A 16738-nucleotide genomic window follows, 5' to 3' on the forward strand; every position below is an offset into this window, starting at 1 on the left:
GCCGGCCGCTGCTTCCGCCTCCACTGCCGGCGCCTGCGCATCGTCGGGCGCATCCGCTTCCGGCCGTGCCTGCACCGCGGCGATCCACGCATCGATCTTCGCTTCAAGTACCGCCAGCGGCACCGAGCCGTCCTTCAGTACCTCGGCATGGAACTCACGGATGTCGAAGCGCTCGCCGAGCGCGGCTTCGGATTTCGCGCGCAGTTCCTTGATCTTCAGCTCGCCGATCTTGTACGCCAGCGCCTGGCCCGGCCAGGCGATGTAGCGCTCGGCCTCGGCGACCGCGTCGGGCTCGCTGACCGAGGAGTTCTCGAACATGTAGTCGAGCACCTGCTGGCGGGTCCAGCCCTTGCTGTGCAGGCCGGTGTCGACGACCAGCCGCACCGCGCGCCACAGCTCGCCCTGCAGGCGGCCGAAGTAGCTGTAGGGATCGGTGTACAGGCCCAGGTCCTTGCCCAGGCCCTCGGCATACAGGCCCCAGCCCTCGATGAAGGCGGTCTCGCCGCCGAAGCGGCGGAACGCCGGCAGGTCGGTCAGTTCCTGCTGCAGCGCCAGCTGGAAATGATGGCCGGGAATCGCCTCGTGCAGGAACAGGTCCTCGGCGTCCCAGGTCTTGCGCGTGGGCAGGTCGAAGGTGTTGACGTAGAAGATGCCCGGGCGGCTGCCGTCCTCGCTCGGGGTCATGTATTCACCGCCCGCGGCCGATTCGGCGCGGAACGCCTCGATCGGGCGGATCTCGAAGCCGGCCTTCGGGGTCAGCGAGAACAGCTCGGGTATGCGCGTCTCGACCTTGGCTTCCAGCGCCCGGTAATGCGCGAGCAACGCGCTCTCCGAGCGGAACTCGAAGCGCCTGTCGGTCTGCATGAACCTGAAGAAATCCTGCAGCGAGCCATTGAAGCCGACCTCGGCCATGACCCCGCGGATTTCCTCGTGGATGCGCGCCACCTCGTCGAGGCCGATTTGGTGGATCTCCTCCGGCGGCAGCGTCGTCGTGGTCTGCTGCTTCGCCGAGAACGCATACCAGGCCATGCCGTCGGGCAGGGCGTCGATGCCGACGCTGTCGCGCGTGTGCGGCAGATAGTCGTTGGCGATGAAGTCGCGCTGGCGCTGGATCGCGGGATTGATCTGCTCGCTGATCAGGCTGCGGAAGGCGGCGGCCAGGCGTTCGCGCTCGGCCTCGGGGATGGCGTCGGGGAACTGCTTGACCGGCCCCCAGAACGGGCTGTCCTCGGGTTTGTCGGCCAGCACCGCGTCGAGCTGCGGCAGCACCTTTTCCATCACCACGCGCGGCTGCACCACGTTGGCCTCGATGCCGGCACGCATGTTGGCGATGTCGGTGTCGATCAGCACCGGCAGGCGCGCGCCGCGCTTGAGCCAGTTGTCGTAGTCCTGCACGGTCTCGAACGGCTGCGCGGTCTGGCCCGAGCCCAGCATCACCGCGTAGGTGACGACGCTGCCCATCTGGTTGACCGGCAGCATCCATGACGGGAAGCGCTCGGCCTCGAGCGCGGTGCGGCGCTCCTCGACGAAGATGCGGTAGCTCAGCAGGTCCTGGCCTTCCAGGCCCGCCTCGCCGATCGCCTCGACCTGCTTGAGCCAGCGCTCGTTGAATTCGCGGGTCTGCGCGCGGTATTCGGCGCTGCCGAAATCCGGCAGCTGGTCGTTGTAGCGCATGTCGCCCTGGAACGTCGCCAGCACCGGGTTGCGCTGCAGGGTTTCCTCCCAGAACTCCGCGTACAGCGCGGTCAGGCGCCCGGCCTTAGCGGCGGCGTCCTCGGGCGCGGTTTCGGCGACCGGCGCGGCGGCCGGGGCCGCGTCGCGGCTGCAGGCGGTGAGGCCCGCACCCGACAGGGCGAGGGCGATGGCGACGACGAGCGGACGGGTCATGCGGAGCTCCTGGGGCGAATGGCGTCGATGCTGGACAGGCGCGGGGGCGGGCGGCAAGGGCCGAAGGTCACGCGCCGGTGGCCGCGGGGCCGGGGGCGTCGGGCTCCGGTGGCTTCGGCGGGTCGAACGGGATCGTGTCCGGCGCGACTGCGCCGCCGGAGATGATGAAGCTCATCGCCTGGTCGACGGTCCAGTCGGTCGGGGTGATCTTCTCCACCGGCACGATCTCCAGGTAGCCGGAGGTCGGGTTGGGCGTGGTCGGCACGTAGACCGCGGCCAGCTCGCGGCCGGTATCGCGTTCGCGGATCACCCGGGTCACGAAGCCGACCGACTTCATCTGGCTGTGCGGGAAGTCGATCAGCACCACGCGCTGGGTGCCGTCGGGCTTGGTCTGCAGGATGTCGAGCAGCTTGCGCGCGCTGGAATAGATGATGTTGGCCAGCGGGATGCGCTGCACCAGCGCCTCGACCCAGCCCAGCATGCGCTGGCCGACCACGCGCCGCGCCAGCCAGCCGACGGCCAGGATCAGCACGATGGTCGCGACCATCGCGATCGTCGCCTGCACCGATTGCACGTTGATCCAGCCCAGCGACGGGAACCATGCCGCGATCTGGTGCGCGGCCGGGCCGACCCACGGCGTGCTGATGTTCGACAGCAGCACGAACACGAACTTGATGACGATCCAGGTCAGCCAGATCGGCAGCAGCGTCAGCAGGCCGGTCAGGAACAGGCGTTGCAGGCGACCGCCCAGCGAATGTGTGGTCATGGGAATGGCAGGGATGTGGGGACCGGCATGATAGGCCCCGCGCGCCGCGACCGGTGCGTCGCGGGCGGGCCGACGCGAATGGCCGGTACCGCGGGCGCCACCGCCGCGCCGCAACGCGCGACAAGGCCTGCGCGGTTCCCGTGCCGCGGTCCGCACCGTCGCCGCGGACGCGGGATCAGGGCAGGCGTACCAGCCGGAAGCCGACGTCGTCGTAGCCGCGCGCGGGATCGAGTTCGCGGGTGGCGGCATCGCCGTCGACCGCGACCCGTTGCCGGCATGCGCTGGGACAGTCGCTGCGCCATTCGGCCGGCGCGCCAGCGGCCGGCGGCTGCGTCGCGCCCTGTGCCATCGAGGCGACGACCACGCTCCGTCCGGTACGCTCGCTGATCCAGCGCGCATAGTCGATGGCGTCGTGCCAGCTGACGCAGACCACCGGATCGCCGGGTGCCTGCTCGAAGCCGGGCGCCTCCCAGCTGCGCGCGCGCCGCAGCGACGCGCGGCCGCAGGGCGCGGCCTTGCGGCCGGTCGCACTGGCGAACCGTTCGTATTCGGCGCGGCTGACCGGCGCCCTGGCGATGGCGAACACACCGGCGTCGCCACGCGTCACGCGCAGGCCGGCCGGGGCATGCTCGCCGGCGGCGTCGAGTTGCGGGATGGTCATCGCCGCGCGGCGCAGGCGCGCGGTATCCGACGCGTCCAGTCCGACCGCGTCGGCAGCGGCCAGGGCGGCGACGGCATCGTCGCGGTCGACCGCTGCGATCGCCTTCTCGATGCGCCGCTCCACCGCGTCGGCGACATGCGGGCGTATCGGGCGCATCGGGTCGAATCCCTTGCCGTCGAGAGGCGCGGCCTGGCGGCGGACCTGGCTCAGCAGGGCGACGGCGTCGGCATCGTCGCCGCGTTCGATCCGTCGCGCGGCGCGTCGGCCGACGGCGTCGAACAGCCGCTCCGCGGTGGGCGGGACGCGCAGGTGCTCCTGGTCCGCCTGCCACGCGGCCAGCAACTCGTCGAGCGCGCTTTCGCCCGCGGGCGCGGTCAGCCTGCCGGCACGGATCTGGCGCTCGGCCGCGGCGATGTGGCGGTCGCTGGCCGAGATCGGCGCCCTGCTCAGGCCTGGTGGATCCGGGGTGGGCACCTCGTCCCCGGATGCGGCTTCGGTGTCGTCGGCAAGGGTCGCGACCGTGTCCGTGTCCTCGACACCGCTGCCGTCGCCGGCGGATCCGGGTGCGTCGGCACTGCCGGCCGCGCTGGCCGCTGCGATGGCCGGAGGCGGCGGGGCGTCCGGCGCGTCGCGGCTCGCGCCCAGCCAGACGGCGGTGCCGGCGACCGCCAGCAGCAGCGTGCAGATCAGCATCATGCGCGCGGGCCGGCCCGCACCCGTCGCGAACGTCTGCAGCATGCGCGTCATTGCGGATGTCGGTGAGCCCGCGGCCGGCACGCGCTCCACCGCTTCGAGCATTTCCGCCGCGTCGGCGAAACGCCGGCCCGGCTCCTTGGCCAGCGCCCGGTCCATGAAGCGCTGCCAGTGGCGCAGCCGCGGCGGCAGCCGCGGGATCGGGTTCTGGGTGTGCATGATCGCCATCGCCAGTGCGTCGTCGGCCTGGTAGGGCAGGGCGCCGCTGAGCATCTCCCAGGCCAGCACGCCGACGCTGTAGAGGTCGGCGCGCTTGTCGACCTGCTGCCCGCGGGCCTGTTCCGGTGCCATGTAGGCGGTGCTGCCGACGGCGAGCCCGGCCATCGTGACCCGGGTGCCGTAGCCACGGCGCAGGGCGATGCCGAAATCGGTGAGCAGCGGGCGGTCGGCCTCGTCGAACAGCACGTTCTCGGCCTTGACGTCGCGGTGGATGACGCCGCGCACGTGGGCATAGCCCAGCGCCGACAGCAGCGCCCGCAGGATCTCGCGCACGCGCGCCTCGGGCATCGCGCCCGGCGGCAGGCCGGGGACGGCGGGCGCGACGGGCATGGCGTCATCGGTGTCGGCGACGTGGCGGGCGGACGCGCGTTGCCCGAGATGCCCGTGGGGCAGATAGGGCATCGAGTACCACGGCAGGCCGTCGCCGGTGCGGCCGACCTCGTGGATGCTGACGATGTGCGGATGTTCCAGCCGCGCGATCGTGCGCGCCTCGTTCTCGAAGCGGCGGCGGCTGACCTCGTCGGCCAGCGCTTCGGCGCGCATGACCTTGATCGCGACATCGCGCCCCAGCGACAGCTGCGTGCCGCGATAGACGATCGCCATGCCGCCGTGCGCGATGACGCACAGCAACCGGTAGCCGGGAATCTCCGGCAACGGCAGCGTGGCATCGATGGCGGTGGCTAGCGGCATCTTTCCCCCTGTACACATACAGCATACCTACGGCTCGCACGAAGGCGGTGTGACGCGTTTCGCGGTTGGCCCGGGGCGGGTCCGCGCCTGCCGCGCGGGGCATCGCGCCGCTCTGGCATCATCGGTCCGGACTGGGGAACGGGGAGATGATGCGCATGGATGTGTTGCGGGGAATGCGCTGGCTGGCGCTTTGCCTGGCCGGCATGCTGGTCGTGCTTGCCGTGGTGTGGCTGGCCTCGCGCCTGCGTGGCGCGCCGCCCGGGCAGCGTGCGGCGTTGGCGACGATGCAGGCGACGTGGATCCCGCCGGGGCGCAACGCCTTCGATGCGGTGTGGCTGCTGCGCTGGGACGTGCCGGAGGCGCCGCGGGCGGCGATCGTCGCGCGGGACATGTCGGCGCTGCAGGCACGTCCGGCGTGGCCGACGGGCAGCAACGAGCCCTTCGTCAGCTCCGCCGCTGCCGGGTATGCGGACCTGCGGCCGGTGCAGGCGACGGTCGCGCCATGCGGCGCGCGCGAGGACGGTTGCCTGGCGCGTGTGCGCGCGGACCTGCCGGCCTACGCGGCGCTGGTGGAGGCGAATGCAACCCTGATCGCGCGCATCGGGGCGCTGGCGCAGTACGACCACTACCGGTCGAAGCTGCCACCCCGGCTCGATGCGCCGTTGCCCGAGCTGGGGCATGCGGGGTTGGCGATCACCGCGCATGCGGTGCACTTCGCCCAGGGCCGGTACGACCTGGCACTGGATGGCGTGTGCCGCGATATTGCGACGTGGCGCCGGCTGGGCGTGCATTCCGATTCTCTGGTCGTGCGGATGCTGGGCATCGCGCTTGCCACCGACGGTCATGGCCGCCTGCTGGCGGACATGCTGCAGGTGTTGCCGCGCGACCATGCCCTGCCCGGGGCCTGCGCGGCCGCGCTGGCTGCGCCGAGCAGTGGGGAGGCCGACCTGTGTCCGGCGATGCGCGGCGAGTTCGCCTGGGCGTCGCCAATCACCCGGCTGCTTGCCGATCCGGCGACGCCGGCTGACGAACGTCCGTCCACGCTGCTGTTCGACGTCGATGCCACGCTGGCGCTGCAGGCGGCGAACATGGCCGATGCCTGCAGCGAGGCGACGCGCGTCGCGCTGGCCAGCGATCTGCCGGCGCCGCTACCGGCACCGCGGCGCAGTGTCTGGCTGCGCCTGGAATGCGCGGCCAATGCGGTCGGCTGCATCCTCGGCGACATCGCCGCACCGGACTATATCGAGTACCAGCACCGGGCGCAGGATCAGAATGCGCGCCTGCAGTTGCTGGCGACGCTGGCCTGGCTGCGCGACACGGCGGGCGACGGGGCACGGGACGCCATGCCGGCCGAGCGCATCGCGCATCGCCCGGCGGCATTGCGCAGTCCCGCGCGCGACATCGAGGTTGCGGCGGATGGTCGCGCGATCCGCATCGCCCAGTACGCCACCGCGCGCGGCGCGTACTGGCAGTTGCCGCTGCCGGATTACCTGGTCGACGCGTCGCCGCCGGCCGATTGAGCGACGCGCTCGCGCTTGCGGCGGATGTAGAGCTGCTTGCGCACCCTGGCGACCACCTCACCGGTGCTGTCGACGACGTCGGTCTCGAACCAGTGCAGGTGCTTGTCGCCGTCGGCGGTGGCCGCGCGGAACCCGGCCACGGTGGCATCGTCGAGCGCGAAATCCGCGTGCACGGTGCCGCGCCCGGGCTTGACGAATTCGATGGTGCCGGCCTTGTCCCAGACGATGTGGTCGCGGCCCAGCGCGCGCAGCGTCAGCAGCATCCAGAACGGGTCGGTCATCGCGAACAGGCTGCCGCCGAAATGGGTGCCGACGTAGTTGCGGTTCCACGGCCGCATCCGCAGCTCGACCCGTGCCTGCCGCCAGTCGGCCGACAGCGCGCGCAGGCGGATGCCGGCGAACAGGAACGGCGGCCACAGGTTCATCAGGAAACGGAACAGGCGCGGAGTCATGGGCGGCGCGATGTCGTGGCAGTCGGGGGCAGGCCGGACCTTACCATACGCATTGGTATGGCAATGGGCATCCCGGTGCCGGTCGTCCCGCGTCGACATCCCGCGTGACGCCTGCGTGGCCCGCCGTCCGTTGCGTCGGGCCTGCTGCCTCGACCGGGGGGGGCGTCCGGCCGGAAGGCCTTGAAAGGGGGCTCAGAACAGCAGCGAGGCCATCTTCCTGCGATAGCGGCCGACCACGTCGGCGTCGTCGACGATGCGGAAGGCGTCGATCAGCGCCTTGCGCGGCAGGCCGCCGTCGAAGTTGCGGTCGCGGCGCAGCATCTCGATGAACTGGTCGAGGCCGGCTTCGGCATCGCCTGCGACGATGCGCTGCACGCCCAGCAGATGGCGTGCGCGCAGGTCGTCGGGATTGGCGGCGATCGTGGCCTGCAGTGCGTCCGGTGCTGGCGCGCCGGCCAGCAGCGCGGCGAAGCCGAGGCGGGCGCGGGCCTTGACCGCGCGGTCGTCCGTCGACAGGTTGGCCGGCAGGCCGTCGAGCAGCTGTTCGGCTTCCTGCGTGGCGCCGGTCTGCAGCAGCGCCAGGGCGAGGTCGAGCTTGAGTTCGGCGTTGTCGGGTGCTGCGGCGATCTCCCCACGCAGGCGCTCGACCTCGGCAGCCGGATCGCGCGGGGCGGCCGCTGCGTCGTCGGCGGCTGCCTCGCCCGGCACGATGCCGTGACGCTGCAGGAACTCGCGGATCTGGCCTTCGGGCAGGGCACCGGGGAACCCGTCGACCGGCTGGCCGCCGACGACCAGGAAGATGGTCGGCACCGAGCGGATCTGGAATGCCGCGGCGATCTGCTGCTCCTTGTCGACATCGACCTTGGCCAGCACGAAGGCGCCGTTGTATTCGGCCGCCAGTTTCTCCAGCACCGGGCCCAGGGTCTTGCACGGCCCGCACCACTCGGCCCAGAAATCGATCAGCACCGGCACCTGCAACGACTTCTGCAGGACCTCGGCCTCGAACGTGGCGGTGGTGGCGTCGAACACGTGGCCGGACGCGGCGGCGGGGGCGGGAGAGGAGCCGTTGAGGAGCATGCGGGGGTTCCGTGAGGCGGTCGGGAGGGCGCCGTGCGCCATCACCGAACAATGGCGGCGGTTGCGCAGGATACAACCATGTCAAAAATGGTTGACATCCGGCTGCGCCAATATGCAATGTATTTTTTACTTCTTGTCTGGTAGAGGCGACATCATGCGGTTGTACCGTCGCGGAAGGACCGGCCTGCCGTCGATCGCGGGCCTCGCGCCGTGGAGGCTGCGTGCCGGCAGCGGGCGCCTGTCCGGTGTCGACATCGGCACCACGGCGACGGTGCCGCCGGTCGGCATCGCCCGGGCGTCGCGGGTCGCGCTCCCGGCGATGCCGACCGGCGAATTCGAGCGGGGTGTCTCGCCCGGCGACTGGCGGATGCGGTTCGGCGCGGGCAGCACACGATGAGCGGCACGCCGATCGCCAACGAGATCCGCCGCCTGCGCTTCGAGCACGGCGGGATGACCCAGCAGGCGCTGGCCGATGCCTGCCGGGTCACGCGGCAGACGATCATCGCGCTGGAGGCCGGCCGCTACGCGCCGTCGCTGGAGCTGGCGTTCCGCATCGCGCGGACGTTCGGGGTCGGGGTCGAGGACGTGTTCCGGTGGCCGGCGTGAGCGGGCGGCGCCTGCTGCCGCTGGTCGCCGGCGCGCACGCCTGCACGCTGCTGGCGCTGCTGCTGTTCGCCGCGATGACGGGGGGATCGATGCGCACGCCGCTGGCGTTGCCGGGCATGGCGGGCATGCCGCTGGCCTGGCTGTTCAACCTGCTGGCCTGGGTGGTGCCTGGCGGCATGGTCGCGTTCGCCGCGCTGCGCCTGCGCGCCGGACTGCCGGCCGCAGGGCTCGCCGCCGGGATCGCGCTGCGCCTGCTGATGCTCGCGGCACTGGCGTTCGCGGCGCAGGGCCTGCTGCCGCTGGATCCGGGGGCGCTGGACGCCGGCACCAGCCGGTGGCATGCGGCGGTCTGGATGCTGTGGAACCTGGCGTTCGTCGCTGGCGCATTGTTGTCCGCGTTGGCGCTGCGCGGGGTGCGCTGGCCGTCGCTGGCGCTGTTCGCGATCGTCGCGATCTGCCTGCTCGCGCCGCGGCTGGCGGTGGACGTGTTCGGCGCCGGGATCGTCGAGCGCGTGGTGCTGGCCTGCTGGTGGGCGTGGACCCTGCTGCTGGCGTGGCGATTGTCGGATCGGCGCCGGCAGGCCGCGAAATAACGGGAAACAGGATGAATCAGTTCGCCGTGCCGGCATGCAGCACACGGTTGCGGCCGGCGGCCTTGGCCCGGTAGAGCGCCGCATCGGCGGTCTGCAGCAGTTGCCCGGGCTCGGTGCCGTCGCCGGGCGAGGTGGCGATGCCGATCGAGATCGTGACCGGTCCGAGCGTCTGGCCTAGGTGCTGGACCGTCGCATCCTCGATCGCCTTGCGCACCTCTTCGGCGCGGGCACAGGTGTTCGCGGCGTCGAGTTCGGGCATGACCACGGTGAACTCCTCGCCGCCATAGCGGCAGGCGATGTCCTCGGCCCGGACCCGGCTCTGGATCAGGTGGCCGATGTGGCCGAGCAGGGCATCGCCCGCGGCATGGCCGTAGGTGTCGTTGAAGCGCTTGAAATGGTCGATGTCGAGCATCAGCACCGACAGCGGCAGGCCGCGGCGCTCGCAACGCTGCAGCTCCCGGGCCAGGCTTTCTTCCAGGTAGCGGCGGTTGAACAGGCCGGTCAGCGGGTCGCGGATCGACTGCAGGCGCAGGGTCTCGCGCAACTGCAGGTTGGCGATCGCCATCGACATCTGTTCGGCCAGCGCGCACAGGACCGGGGCGTCGTTGTCGCCGTCCCTGCCGCCGGCGTTGCTGCCCGCGCTCACGTGCAGCAGCCCTAGCGACTGGCCGTTCGCGACCAGCGGCACGCACAGGGTCGAGATGCCGTCGAACGGCGCGTCGGGATCGAGATGCGCGCAGCGCAGCCCGCCGGCGCGGCCATGGAGGTGGTGGGGCTGGCCGCGGCGCAGGGCCCAGCACTGGTCCGGCGTCAGCACGTCGGCGCTGGCGATGACCGGCTCGCCGAAGTCGCCGACGCTCTCGAGGAAGTTCTGCGACGGTTTGGCCAGGTAGCAGCGGCCACCGGCGCCGGGGACCAGCTCGGCGATCGTCTGCGTGGTCAGGGCGACGATCTCGTCGCGGCTCTGGCAGCTCTGCAGCATGCCGGCATAGACGCTCTGCGCGCGGCGCTGTTCGGACAAGGTGTCGCGCAGTGCCAGCGCCTGCCGCAGGTCGCGCACCGCGGTGCGTGCCTCGCGTTCGAGCGCGCGGCTGCGCCGGTTCTCGCGGACCAGGCTCGACAGCAGGACCCCGAGCACGCCGAGCGCGATGACGAAGGCCGCGACGATGAACGCGACCAGGAACGCGGCCCGCATGCGGCTGTGGTCGCGGCGTTCCGCGAGCAGCCGCGACTCTTCGTCCATCATCTCCCGGCGCAGCGTGCCGAGGTTGTCCACGCGCGCCAGGTTGGCATCGATCCGGTGCTGCAGGGCATCGTTGTCGAGCGACGCCAGGGCGGCGGGATCGAACAGGATCTCCATCGTGCGCAGGTGGTCGCGGACCGCCGTCTCGAACACGCGCGCGCGCCGTTGCTGGGCCGGGTTGTCGGCGGTCAGCGCGACCAGTTGACGGCCCTGCGCGGCGGCGCGTTCGACCGCATCGTCGAACTGCGGCCGGAAATCGTCGCGGCCGGTGGTGCGGAAACCGCGGGCCTTGGCCTCGGCCTCGTGCATCGCGGCCTCGGCCGAGACCAGCAGGTTGATGACCTGGTAGCTGTGCTCCAGCGACCGGTTGGCCTTGCCCAGGCTGTGCACGCCGAGCACGGCGGCGATGCCCGCGCCCAGCAGCAGGGCGAGGGCCAGGAGGGTCGCCGGCACGCGCAGGCGCCGGGTGCGGGAGGACGGCTCGGGCATGGGACAAGTCTAGGCGTTGTCGTGGTGCCGGGCAGTCGGCAGGGTCCGGAAACGGGATGCCGTGCCGGAATGCCCCGGCACGGCAAGGCGGCACCCCGGGGCTTTGCCCGGCACCTCGCCAGCTCGCTCCGGGGGTATGCGCATGGCGGCCGGGCAGGCCCTGCGGTAGGCTTGTCGGCTGTCCTCCGCAAGCAGAATGCACGCCGTGTCCAGCGATCCCGCCGTCGACCCCAACGCCTACCAGCCCGCCCGTGTCGAGGCCGACGCCCAGCGCTTCTGGACCTCGACCCGTGCGTTCGAGGTGACCGAGCTTGCGGACAAGCCCAAGTACTACTGCCTGTCGATGCTGCCGTATCCCTCCGGCGCGCTGCACATGGGCCACGTGCGCAACTACACCCTCAGCGACGTCGTCAGCCGCTACCAGCGGATGATGGGCCGCAACGTGCTGCAGCCGATGGGCTGGGACGCGTTCGGCCTGCCGGCCGAGAACGCCGCGATCAAGCACGGCACCGCGCCGGCGAAGTGGACCTACGCCAACATCGACCACATGCGCGCGCAGCTCCGGTCGCTGGGCTACGCGATCGACTGGTCGCGCGAGTTCGCCACCTGCCAGCCCGACTACTACGTCCACGAGCAGCGCATGTTCGTGCGGCTGATGAAGAAAGGCCTGGCCTACCGCCGCAACGCGGTCGTCAACTGGGACCCGGTCGACCAGACCGTGCTCGCCAACGAGCAGGTCATCGACGGCCGCGGCTGGCGCTCGGGCGCGCTGGTGGAGAAGCGCGAGATCCCGCAGTGGTTCCTCAAGATCACCGACTACGCGCAGGAGCTGCTCGACGGCCTGGACACGCTCGACGGCTGGCCGGACTCGGTCAAGACCATGCAGCGCAACTGGATCGGCCGCAGCGAGGGGCTGGAGATTTCCTTCCGGGTCGATGGCGAAGCCGAGCCGCTGACCGTCTACACCACGCGCCCGGACACGCTGATGGGCGTGACCTTCATTTCCATCGCCGGCGAGCATCCGCTGGCGCTCAAGGCGGCCGAAACCAATGCGGAGCTGGCCGCGTTCCTCGACGAACTGCGCCAGGGCGGCGTGTCCGAGGCCGAGCTCGAAGGCCAGGAAAAGCGCGGCATGGCGACCGGGCAGTGGGCGATCCACCCGATCACCGGCGAGGACGTGCCGATCTACGTCGCCAACTTCGTGCTGATGGGCTACGGCACCGGCGCGGTGATGGCGGTGCCGGCGCACGACCAGCGCGACTGGGAGTTCGCCAAGGCCTACGGCCTGCCGGTGCGGCCGGTGATCGTGCCGCCGGCGGTGCGCGATGCGCTCGGCGAGGTGCTGCATGACGTCGCGGTCGATGCCGACCCGCTGCAGGCCGCGCTGGCCGGCGGCTCGGTCGACGCCTACGACACCGCGGCCGCGGTCGCGGTGGTACGCGAGTACCTCGACGGCATCGAGCAACGCGGCGCCTACACCGAGCGCGGCGTGCTGATCAATTCCGGCGAGTTCGACGGCCTGGACTTCGACGGCGCCTTCGCGGCTTTGGCGCAACGCGTGGAAGCGGAAGGCATCGGCAGCCGCAAGGTCAACTTCCGCCTGCGCGACTGGGGCGTCAGCCGCCAGCGCTACTGGGGCTGCCCGATCCCGGTGATCTACTGCGCCGCCTGCGGCGCGGTGCCGGTGCCCGAGGACCAGTTGCCGGTGCTGCTGCCCGAGGACGTCGAGGACGCGTTCACCAATCCCGGCGTCGTGCAGTCGCCGATCAAGTCCGATCCCGAGTGGCGCAAGACGACGTGCCCGACCTGCGGCGGCCCGGCCGAGCGCGAGACCGACACCTTCGACACCTTCATGGAGTCGAGCTGGTACACCGCGCGCTACACCTCGCCCGGCGCGGCCGACATGGTCGACGGTCGCGCCGACTACTGGATGCCGGTCGACCAGTACATCGGCGGCATCGAGCACGCGATCCTGCACCTGCTGTATTTCCGCTTCTACCACCGCCTGATGCGCGACGAAGGGCTGGTGCACAGCGACGAGCCGGTGCGCAACCTGCTGACCCAGGGCATGGTGATCGCCGAGACCTTCTACCGGGAGCTCGACAACGGCGGCAGGGACTGGATCAACCCGGCCGAGGTCGAGATCGTCCGCGACGACAAGGGCCGCATCACCGGCGCGACCTCGAAGGCCGACGGTGCGCCGGTGCGCATCGGCGGCGTCGAGAAGATGTCCAAGTCGAAGAACAACGGCGTCGACCCGCAGTCGATGATCGGCAAGTACGGTGCCGACACCGTGCGCCTGTTCTCGATGTTCGCCGCGCCGCCGGAACAGTCGCTGGAGTGGAACGAGGCCGGCGTCGAGGGCATGGCGCGCTTCCTGCGCCGGCTGTGGGCGCAGGTGCAGCGGCATGTCGCCAGCGGCCCTGCGGGCAGGTTCGACGCCGCCGCCGCGACCCCGGCGCAGAAGACCCTGCGCCGCCAGCTGCACGAGGCTATCCAGAAGGTCGGCGACGACTACGGCCGCCGCCACAGCTTCAACACCGCGATCGCCGCGGTCATGGAACTGCTGAACCACGTGGCGAAGTTCGACGAGGCCGATGCCAACGCGGGCGCGCTGCGGCAGGAGGTGTTCGGGGCGATCGTGCTGCTGCTCAACCCGATCACCCCGCATGCCTGCCATGCGCTGTGGCAGGTGCTGGGCCATGCCGAGACGCTGCTCGAGGACCAGCCGTTCCCGCAGGCCGACCCGGCCGCGCTGCAGCGCGACGTGCTGACGCTGGCGGTGCAGGTCAACGGCAAGCTGCGCGGCACCATCGAGGTCGCGGCCGACCTGGCGAAGGACGCCGTCGAGGCGCTGGCGCTGGCCGAGCCCAACGTGGCCCGGTTCCTGGCCGACATGACCGTACGCAAGGTCATCGTCGTGCCCGGCAAGATCGTCAACATCGTCGCTGGCTGAACCTTGCGTCCACGCGCCCGGTCCACGCGGCTTGCCGCCCCCTTCCGCCTCGTCCAGACTTCGCGCATGAGCAGATTCCGCCCGGTCCCGTTCCGTCTCGCCGCCGTCGTCCTCGTGCTGGCGCTGTCGGCCTGCGGTTTCCACCTGCGCAACGCGCTGACGGTGCCGCCGGACCTGGGGCCGGTGAAGGTCCAGGCGCGCGACCCCTACAGCGGGCTGGCGCAGGCGCTGAACCGCGCGCTGGTCGGCGCCGGCGTCGAGCGCGCCGAGGCCTCCCGGCGCGACGTCGCGACGCTGCAGATCCATTCCGAGCGCTGGGCCTCGACCCCGATCAGCATCGACGCGCGGGGCCGCGCGCAGGAGTACACGCTGCGCTACGCCGTGGTGTTCTCGATGCGCGACGCCGACGGCAACGACGTGGTGCCGCAGCAGGCGGTCGAGCTGGCGCGCGACTACCTGTCGATCCCGACCCAGGCCATCGGCACCGATTCCGAGCGCGACCTGCTGGCGCGCGAGATGGAGCGGGAGATGACCGCATCGATCATCCGCCGCATCGACGCGGTGTTCCGCAACCCGCAGCTGCGCGCGAACGAGTGACGGCGCGCACGGCCCTCGGCAGCGCGCGGCGATGGAGCTGACGCCCGAACGCCTGGCCGCGCAGCTGGCCCGCGAACCGCTGCGCCCCGCCTACCTGATCGCCGGTCCCGAGCCGTTGCGCGTGCTGGAGGCTGCCGACGCCGTGCGCGCGGCCGCGCGCGAACAGGGGGTCGCCGAGCGCGAGGTGTTCGAGCCGGAGGGACGCGATGTCGACTGGAACGGACTGGAGGCGACGTTCCGCGCGCCGAGCCTGTTCGCCTCGCGGCGGCTGGTCGAACTGCGGCTGCCGACGACCAAGCCGGGCAAGGAGGGCGCGCAGGTGATCGCCGGCTTCTGCGCCGATCCGCCGGCCGACGTCACCCTGCTGGTCACCGGCGGCGAGTGGAGCCGCCAGCACGGCGGCAAGTGGAGCGAGGCGATCGCCGGCGTCGGCCACGTCGTGATCGCCTGGCAGGTCAAGCCGCACGAACTGGAAGGCTGGATCGAGACCCGGCTGCGCAGCCGCCACGTGCAGGCCGACCGCGCGGCCGTGCAGCGGCTGGCCGAGCGGGTCGACGGCAACCTGCTGGCCGCGGCCCAGGAAGTCGACAAGCTGGCGCTGCTGGCCGAGGGCGGCACGCTCGATGCGGCGCGGATGGAGGCGCTGGTCGCCGACGCGGCGCGCTTCGACGTGTTCCGGCTGGTCGATGCGGCGCTCAACGGGCAGCCGGTGCAGGCCGCGCGGATGCTCGCCGGCCTGCGCGCCGAAGGCGAGGCGATCCCGGCATTGATGGGCATGGTGATCATGGAACTGACGCGCGCGGCGGCGCTGGCGCGGGCCCAGGCGCGCGGCGGCAACATGGCCGCCGAGTTCAAGGCGCAGCGGATCTGGGATTCCAAGCAGGCCGTGTACCGGCGCGCGCTGCAGCGGCATCCGGCGGCGCGCTGGGAGCGCTTCGTCGTCGAGGCGGGCCGCGTCGACCGCATCGCCAAGGGGCGCGGCCGGCCCGGCCAGGACCCGGCCGATGCCTGGCTGGTGCTGGAACGGCTGCTCGTCGCCATCGCCGATGCCCGGGCCGGCGCGCTGCTGGCGGCCTGATCCGCGCCGCGATGCCATTGCATCTGGTCTATGGCGGCACCTTCGACCCGATCCACAACGGTCACCTGGCCATCGCCCGCGCCGCGCGCGATGCGCTGGACTGCCCGGTCCGGCTGATGCCGACGGCCGATCCGCCGCATCGCACGCCGCCCGGCGCGCCGGCGGCGTGGCGGGCGCGGATGGTCGAACTGGCGATCGCCGGCGAGCCCGGCCTGCTGCTCGACCGCTTCGAACTCGAACGCGGCGGCCGCAGCTACACGGTCGATACCCTGATCGCGCTGCGCGCGGCGCTGGGACCGGCGCAGCCGCTGGCCTGGCTGGTCGGCGCCGACAGCTTCGTCGCCCTGCCGACCTGGCACCGCTGGCGCGAACTGCCGGCGCTCGCGCATTTCGTCGTCGCCGAACGCCAGGGCAGTCCGCTCGACGCTGCCTTGCCGCCTGCGCTGGACGTGGAGATGCGCGGACGCTGGGCCAGCGCGCCCGACGCCCTGACCGCCAGCCCGGCTGGTCGGGTGTACCGGTTGCGGCAACCCCTGCATCCGCTGTCGGCGACCGCGATCCGCGCGCGCATCGCCGAAGGCCTGCCGGTCAGTGGCCTGGTGCCCGACGCGGTGGCCGCATTCATCCGCGAGAAGGGCGCGTACCGGCAGCGCCCCGCGGCTCCGTTATAATCCCCACCGCACTTTCCGAGCCAGCTCCCTTGTCCAATCCCGCACACGTCATCAAGACCCGCCTTCCCGAACCGCCGCCCGCCGCGGACGTGTTGCTCGAGACCGCGCTCGCGGCCGTCGAGCATCTCAAGGCCGTGGATGTCGTCGACATCGACGTGCGCGGGCGCAGCAGCGTCTGCGATTTCATGGTGGTGGCCTCGGGCACCTCGAGCCGGCACGTCAAGTCGATCGCCGACGAAGTGGTCAAGCGCGCCAAGCAGCTCGACTGCCAGCCGCTGGGCGTCGAAGGCGAGCGCGAGGCCGAGTGGGTGCTGGTCGACCTGGGCGATGTCGTCGTCCACGTGATGCTGCCGCGGGTGCGCGAGTTCTATGCGCTCGAGCGTCTGTGGACCGTCGGCGACCAGCCGCCGGAAGGAACGCACGACCCGCGTGGCGATGCCTGATCGCAGCGTCCCGGTGCGGTTGCCGGGACGGCGTGCA

14 protein-coding genes and 1 pseudogene are annotated in these 16738 nt (G+C 71.6%); 9 read left to right on the forward strand and 6 right to left on the reverse strand.

The genetic code is table 11. The features are described from left to right. Positions 1-78 precede the first annotated feature (78 nt). The 3 genes and pseudogenes from LDO26_RS07605 to LDO26_RS07615 form a co-directional block, all read right to left on the reverse strand. Positions 79-1944: pseudogene (locus LDO26_RS07605) on the reverse strand (DUF885 domain-containing protein); the annotation flags it as partial. A gap of 10 nt (positions 1945-1954) precedes the next feature. Continuing rightward, complete coding sequence (locus LDO26_RS07610) at positions 1955-2653, reverse strand: DUF502 domain-containing protein (RefSeq protein WP_232130487.1); 699 nt, start codon at positions 2651-2653, stop codon at positions 1955-1957. A gap of 175 nt (positions 2654-2828) precedes the next feature. Continuing rightward, the gene (locus tag LDO26_RS07615; protein ID WP_232130488.1) at positions 2829-4976 is read right to left on the reverse strand and encodes a bifunctional serine/threonine-protein kinase/formylglycine-generating enzyme family protein; all 2148 of its coding nucleotides are present in this window, start codon (positions 4974-4976) and stop codon (positions 2829-2831) included. A gap of 155 nt (positions 4977-5131) precedes the next feature. Between LDO26_RS07615 and LDO26_RS07620 the strand changes: the two genes are divergently transcribed. Further along, entirely contained in the window at positions 5132-6496 is a 1365-nt protein-coding gene (locus LDO26_RS07620; protein ID WP_232130489.1) for a hypothetical protein, read from the forward strand. On the opposite strand, the gene LDO26_RS07625 is transcribed toward LDO26_RS07620, so the two are convergent. Together LDO26_RS07625 and trxA are read right to left on the reverse strand one after the other, a co-directional pair. Continuing rightward, complete coding sequence (locus tag LDO26_RS07625; protein ID WP_232130490.1) at positions 6463-6948, reverse strand: DUF4442 domain-containing protein; 486 nt, start codon at positions 6946-6948, stop codon at positions 6463-6465. The two genes, LDO26_RS07620 and LDO26_RS07625, sit on opposite strands and share 34 nt — an antisense overlap. A 192-nt stretch (positions 6949-7140) precedes the next feature. Continuing rightward, entirely contained in the window at positions 7141-8025 is an 885-nt protein-coding gene (gene trxA / locus LDO26_RS07630; RefSeq protein ID WP_232130491.1) for a thioredoxin, read from the reverse strand. 154 nt (positions 8026-8179) lie between these two features. Between trxA and LDO26_RS07635 the strand changes: the two genes are divergently transcribed. From LDO26_RS07635 to LDO26_RS07645, 3 genes are read left to right on the forward strand one after another with little or no spacing between them, the layout of a single operon-like run. Next, on the forward strand, positions 8180-8422 hold the full coding sequence (locus LDO26_RS07635) for a hypothetical protein (RefSeq protein ID WP_232130492.1): 243 nt from the start codon (positions 8180-8182) through the stop codon (positions 8420-8422). After that, complete coding sequence (locus LDO26_RS07640) at positions 8419-8631, forward strand: helix-turn-helix transcriptional regulator (protein WP_255682091.1); 213 nt, start codon at positions 8419-8421, stop codon at positions 8629-8631. The genes LDO26_RS07635 and LDO26_RS07640 overlap by 4 nt, the downstream gene beginning before the upstream one ends. After that, positions 8628-9224 carry a DUF998 domain-containing protein gene (locus tag LDO26_RS07645; RefSeq protein ID WP_232130493.1) on the forward strand — a complete coding sequence of 199 codons (597 nt, stop codon included), beginning with the start codon at positions 8628-8630 and terminating at the stop codon, positions 9222-9224. Before LDO26_RS07640 ends, LDO26_RS07645 begins: the two co-directional genes overlap by 4 nt. A gap of 16 nt (positions 9225-9240) precedes the next feature. Here LDO26_RS07645 and LDO26_RS07650 read toward each other — a convergent pair whose 3' ends face one another. Further along, on the reverse strand, positions 9241-10956 hold the full coding sequence (locus LDO26_RS07650; RefSeq protein WP_305068822.1) for a sensor domain-containing diguanylate cyclase: 1716 nt from the start codon (positions 10954-10956) through the stop codon (positions 9241-9243). Positions 10957-11152: 196 nt separating this feature from the next. On the opposite strand from LDO26_RS07650, the gene leuS reads away from it, so the two are divergent. From leuS to rsfS, 5 genes are all read left to right on the forward strand, one after another. After that, entirely contained in the window at positions 11153-13912 is a 2760-nt protein-coding gene (leuS, locus tag LDO26_RS07655) for a leucine--tRNA ligase (protein ID WP_435594053.1), read from the forward strand. A gap of 66 nt (positions 13913-13978) precedes the next feature. Then, positions 13979-14509 carry an LPS-assembly lipoprotein LptE gene (locus LDO26_RS07660; protein WP_232130495.1) on the forward strand — a complete coding sequence of 177 codons (531 nt, stop codon included), beginning with the start codon at positions 13979-13981 and terminating at the stop codon, positions 14507-14509. 31 nt (positions 14510-14540) lie between these two features. Continuing rightward, entirely contained in the window at positions 14541-15587 is a 1047-nt protein-coding gene (gene holA, locus LDO26_RS07665) for a DNA polymerase III subunit delta (RefSeq protein ID WP_232130496.1), read from the forward strand. An 11-nt stretch (positions 15588-15598) separates the two neighbouring features. Continuing rightward, a complete protein-coding gene (gene nadD, locus LDO26_RS07670) occupies positions 15599-16258 on the forward strand; it encodes a nicotinate-nucleotide adenylyltransferase (protein ID WP_232130497.1) in 660 nt (219 codons plus the stop codon). A 29-nt stretch (positions 16259-16287) separates the two neighbouring features. Next, positions 16288-16701 (forward strand): ribosome silencing factor, encoded by a 414-nt coding sequence (rsfS, locus tag LDO26_RS07675; protein ID WP_232130498.1) that lies wholly within the window; start codon positions 16288-16290, stop codon positions 16699-16701. Positions 16702-16738: the final 37 nt, after the last annotated feature.

The organism is Proluteimonas luteida (genome assembly GCF_021191695.1).
Taxonomy (GTDB): Bacteria; Pseudomonadota; Gammaproteobacteria; order Xanthomonadales; family Xanthomonadaceae; genus Luteimonas; species Luteimonas luteida.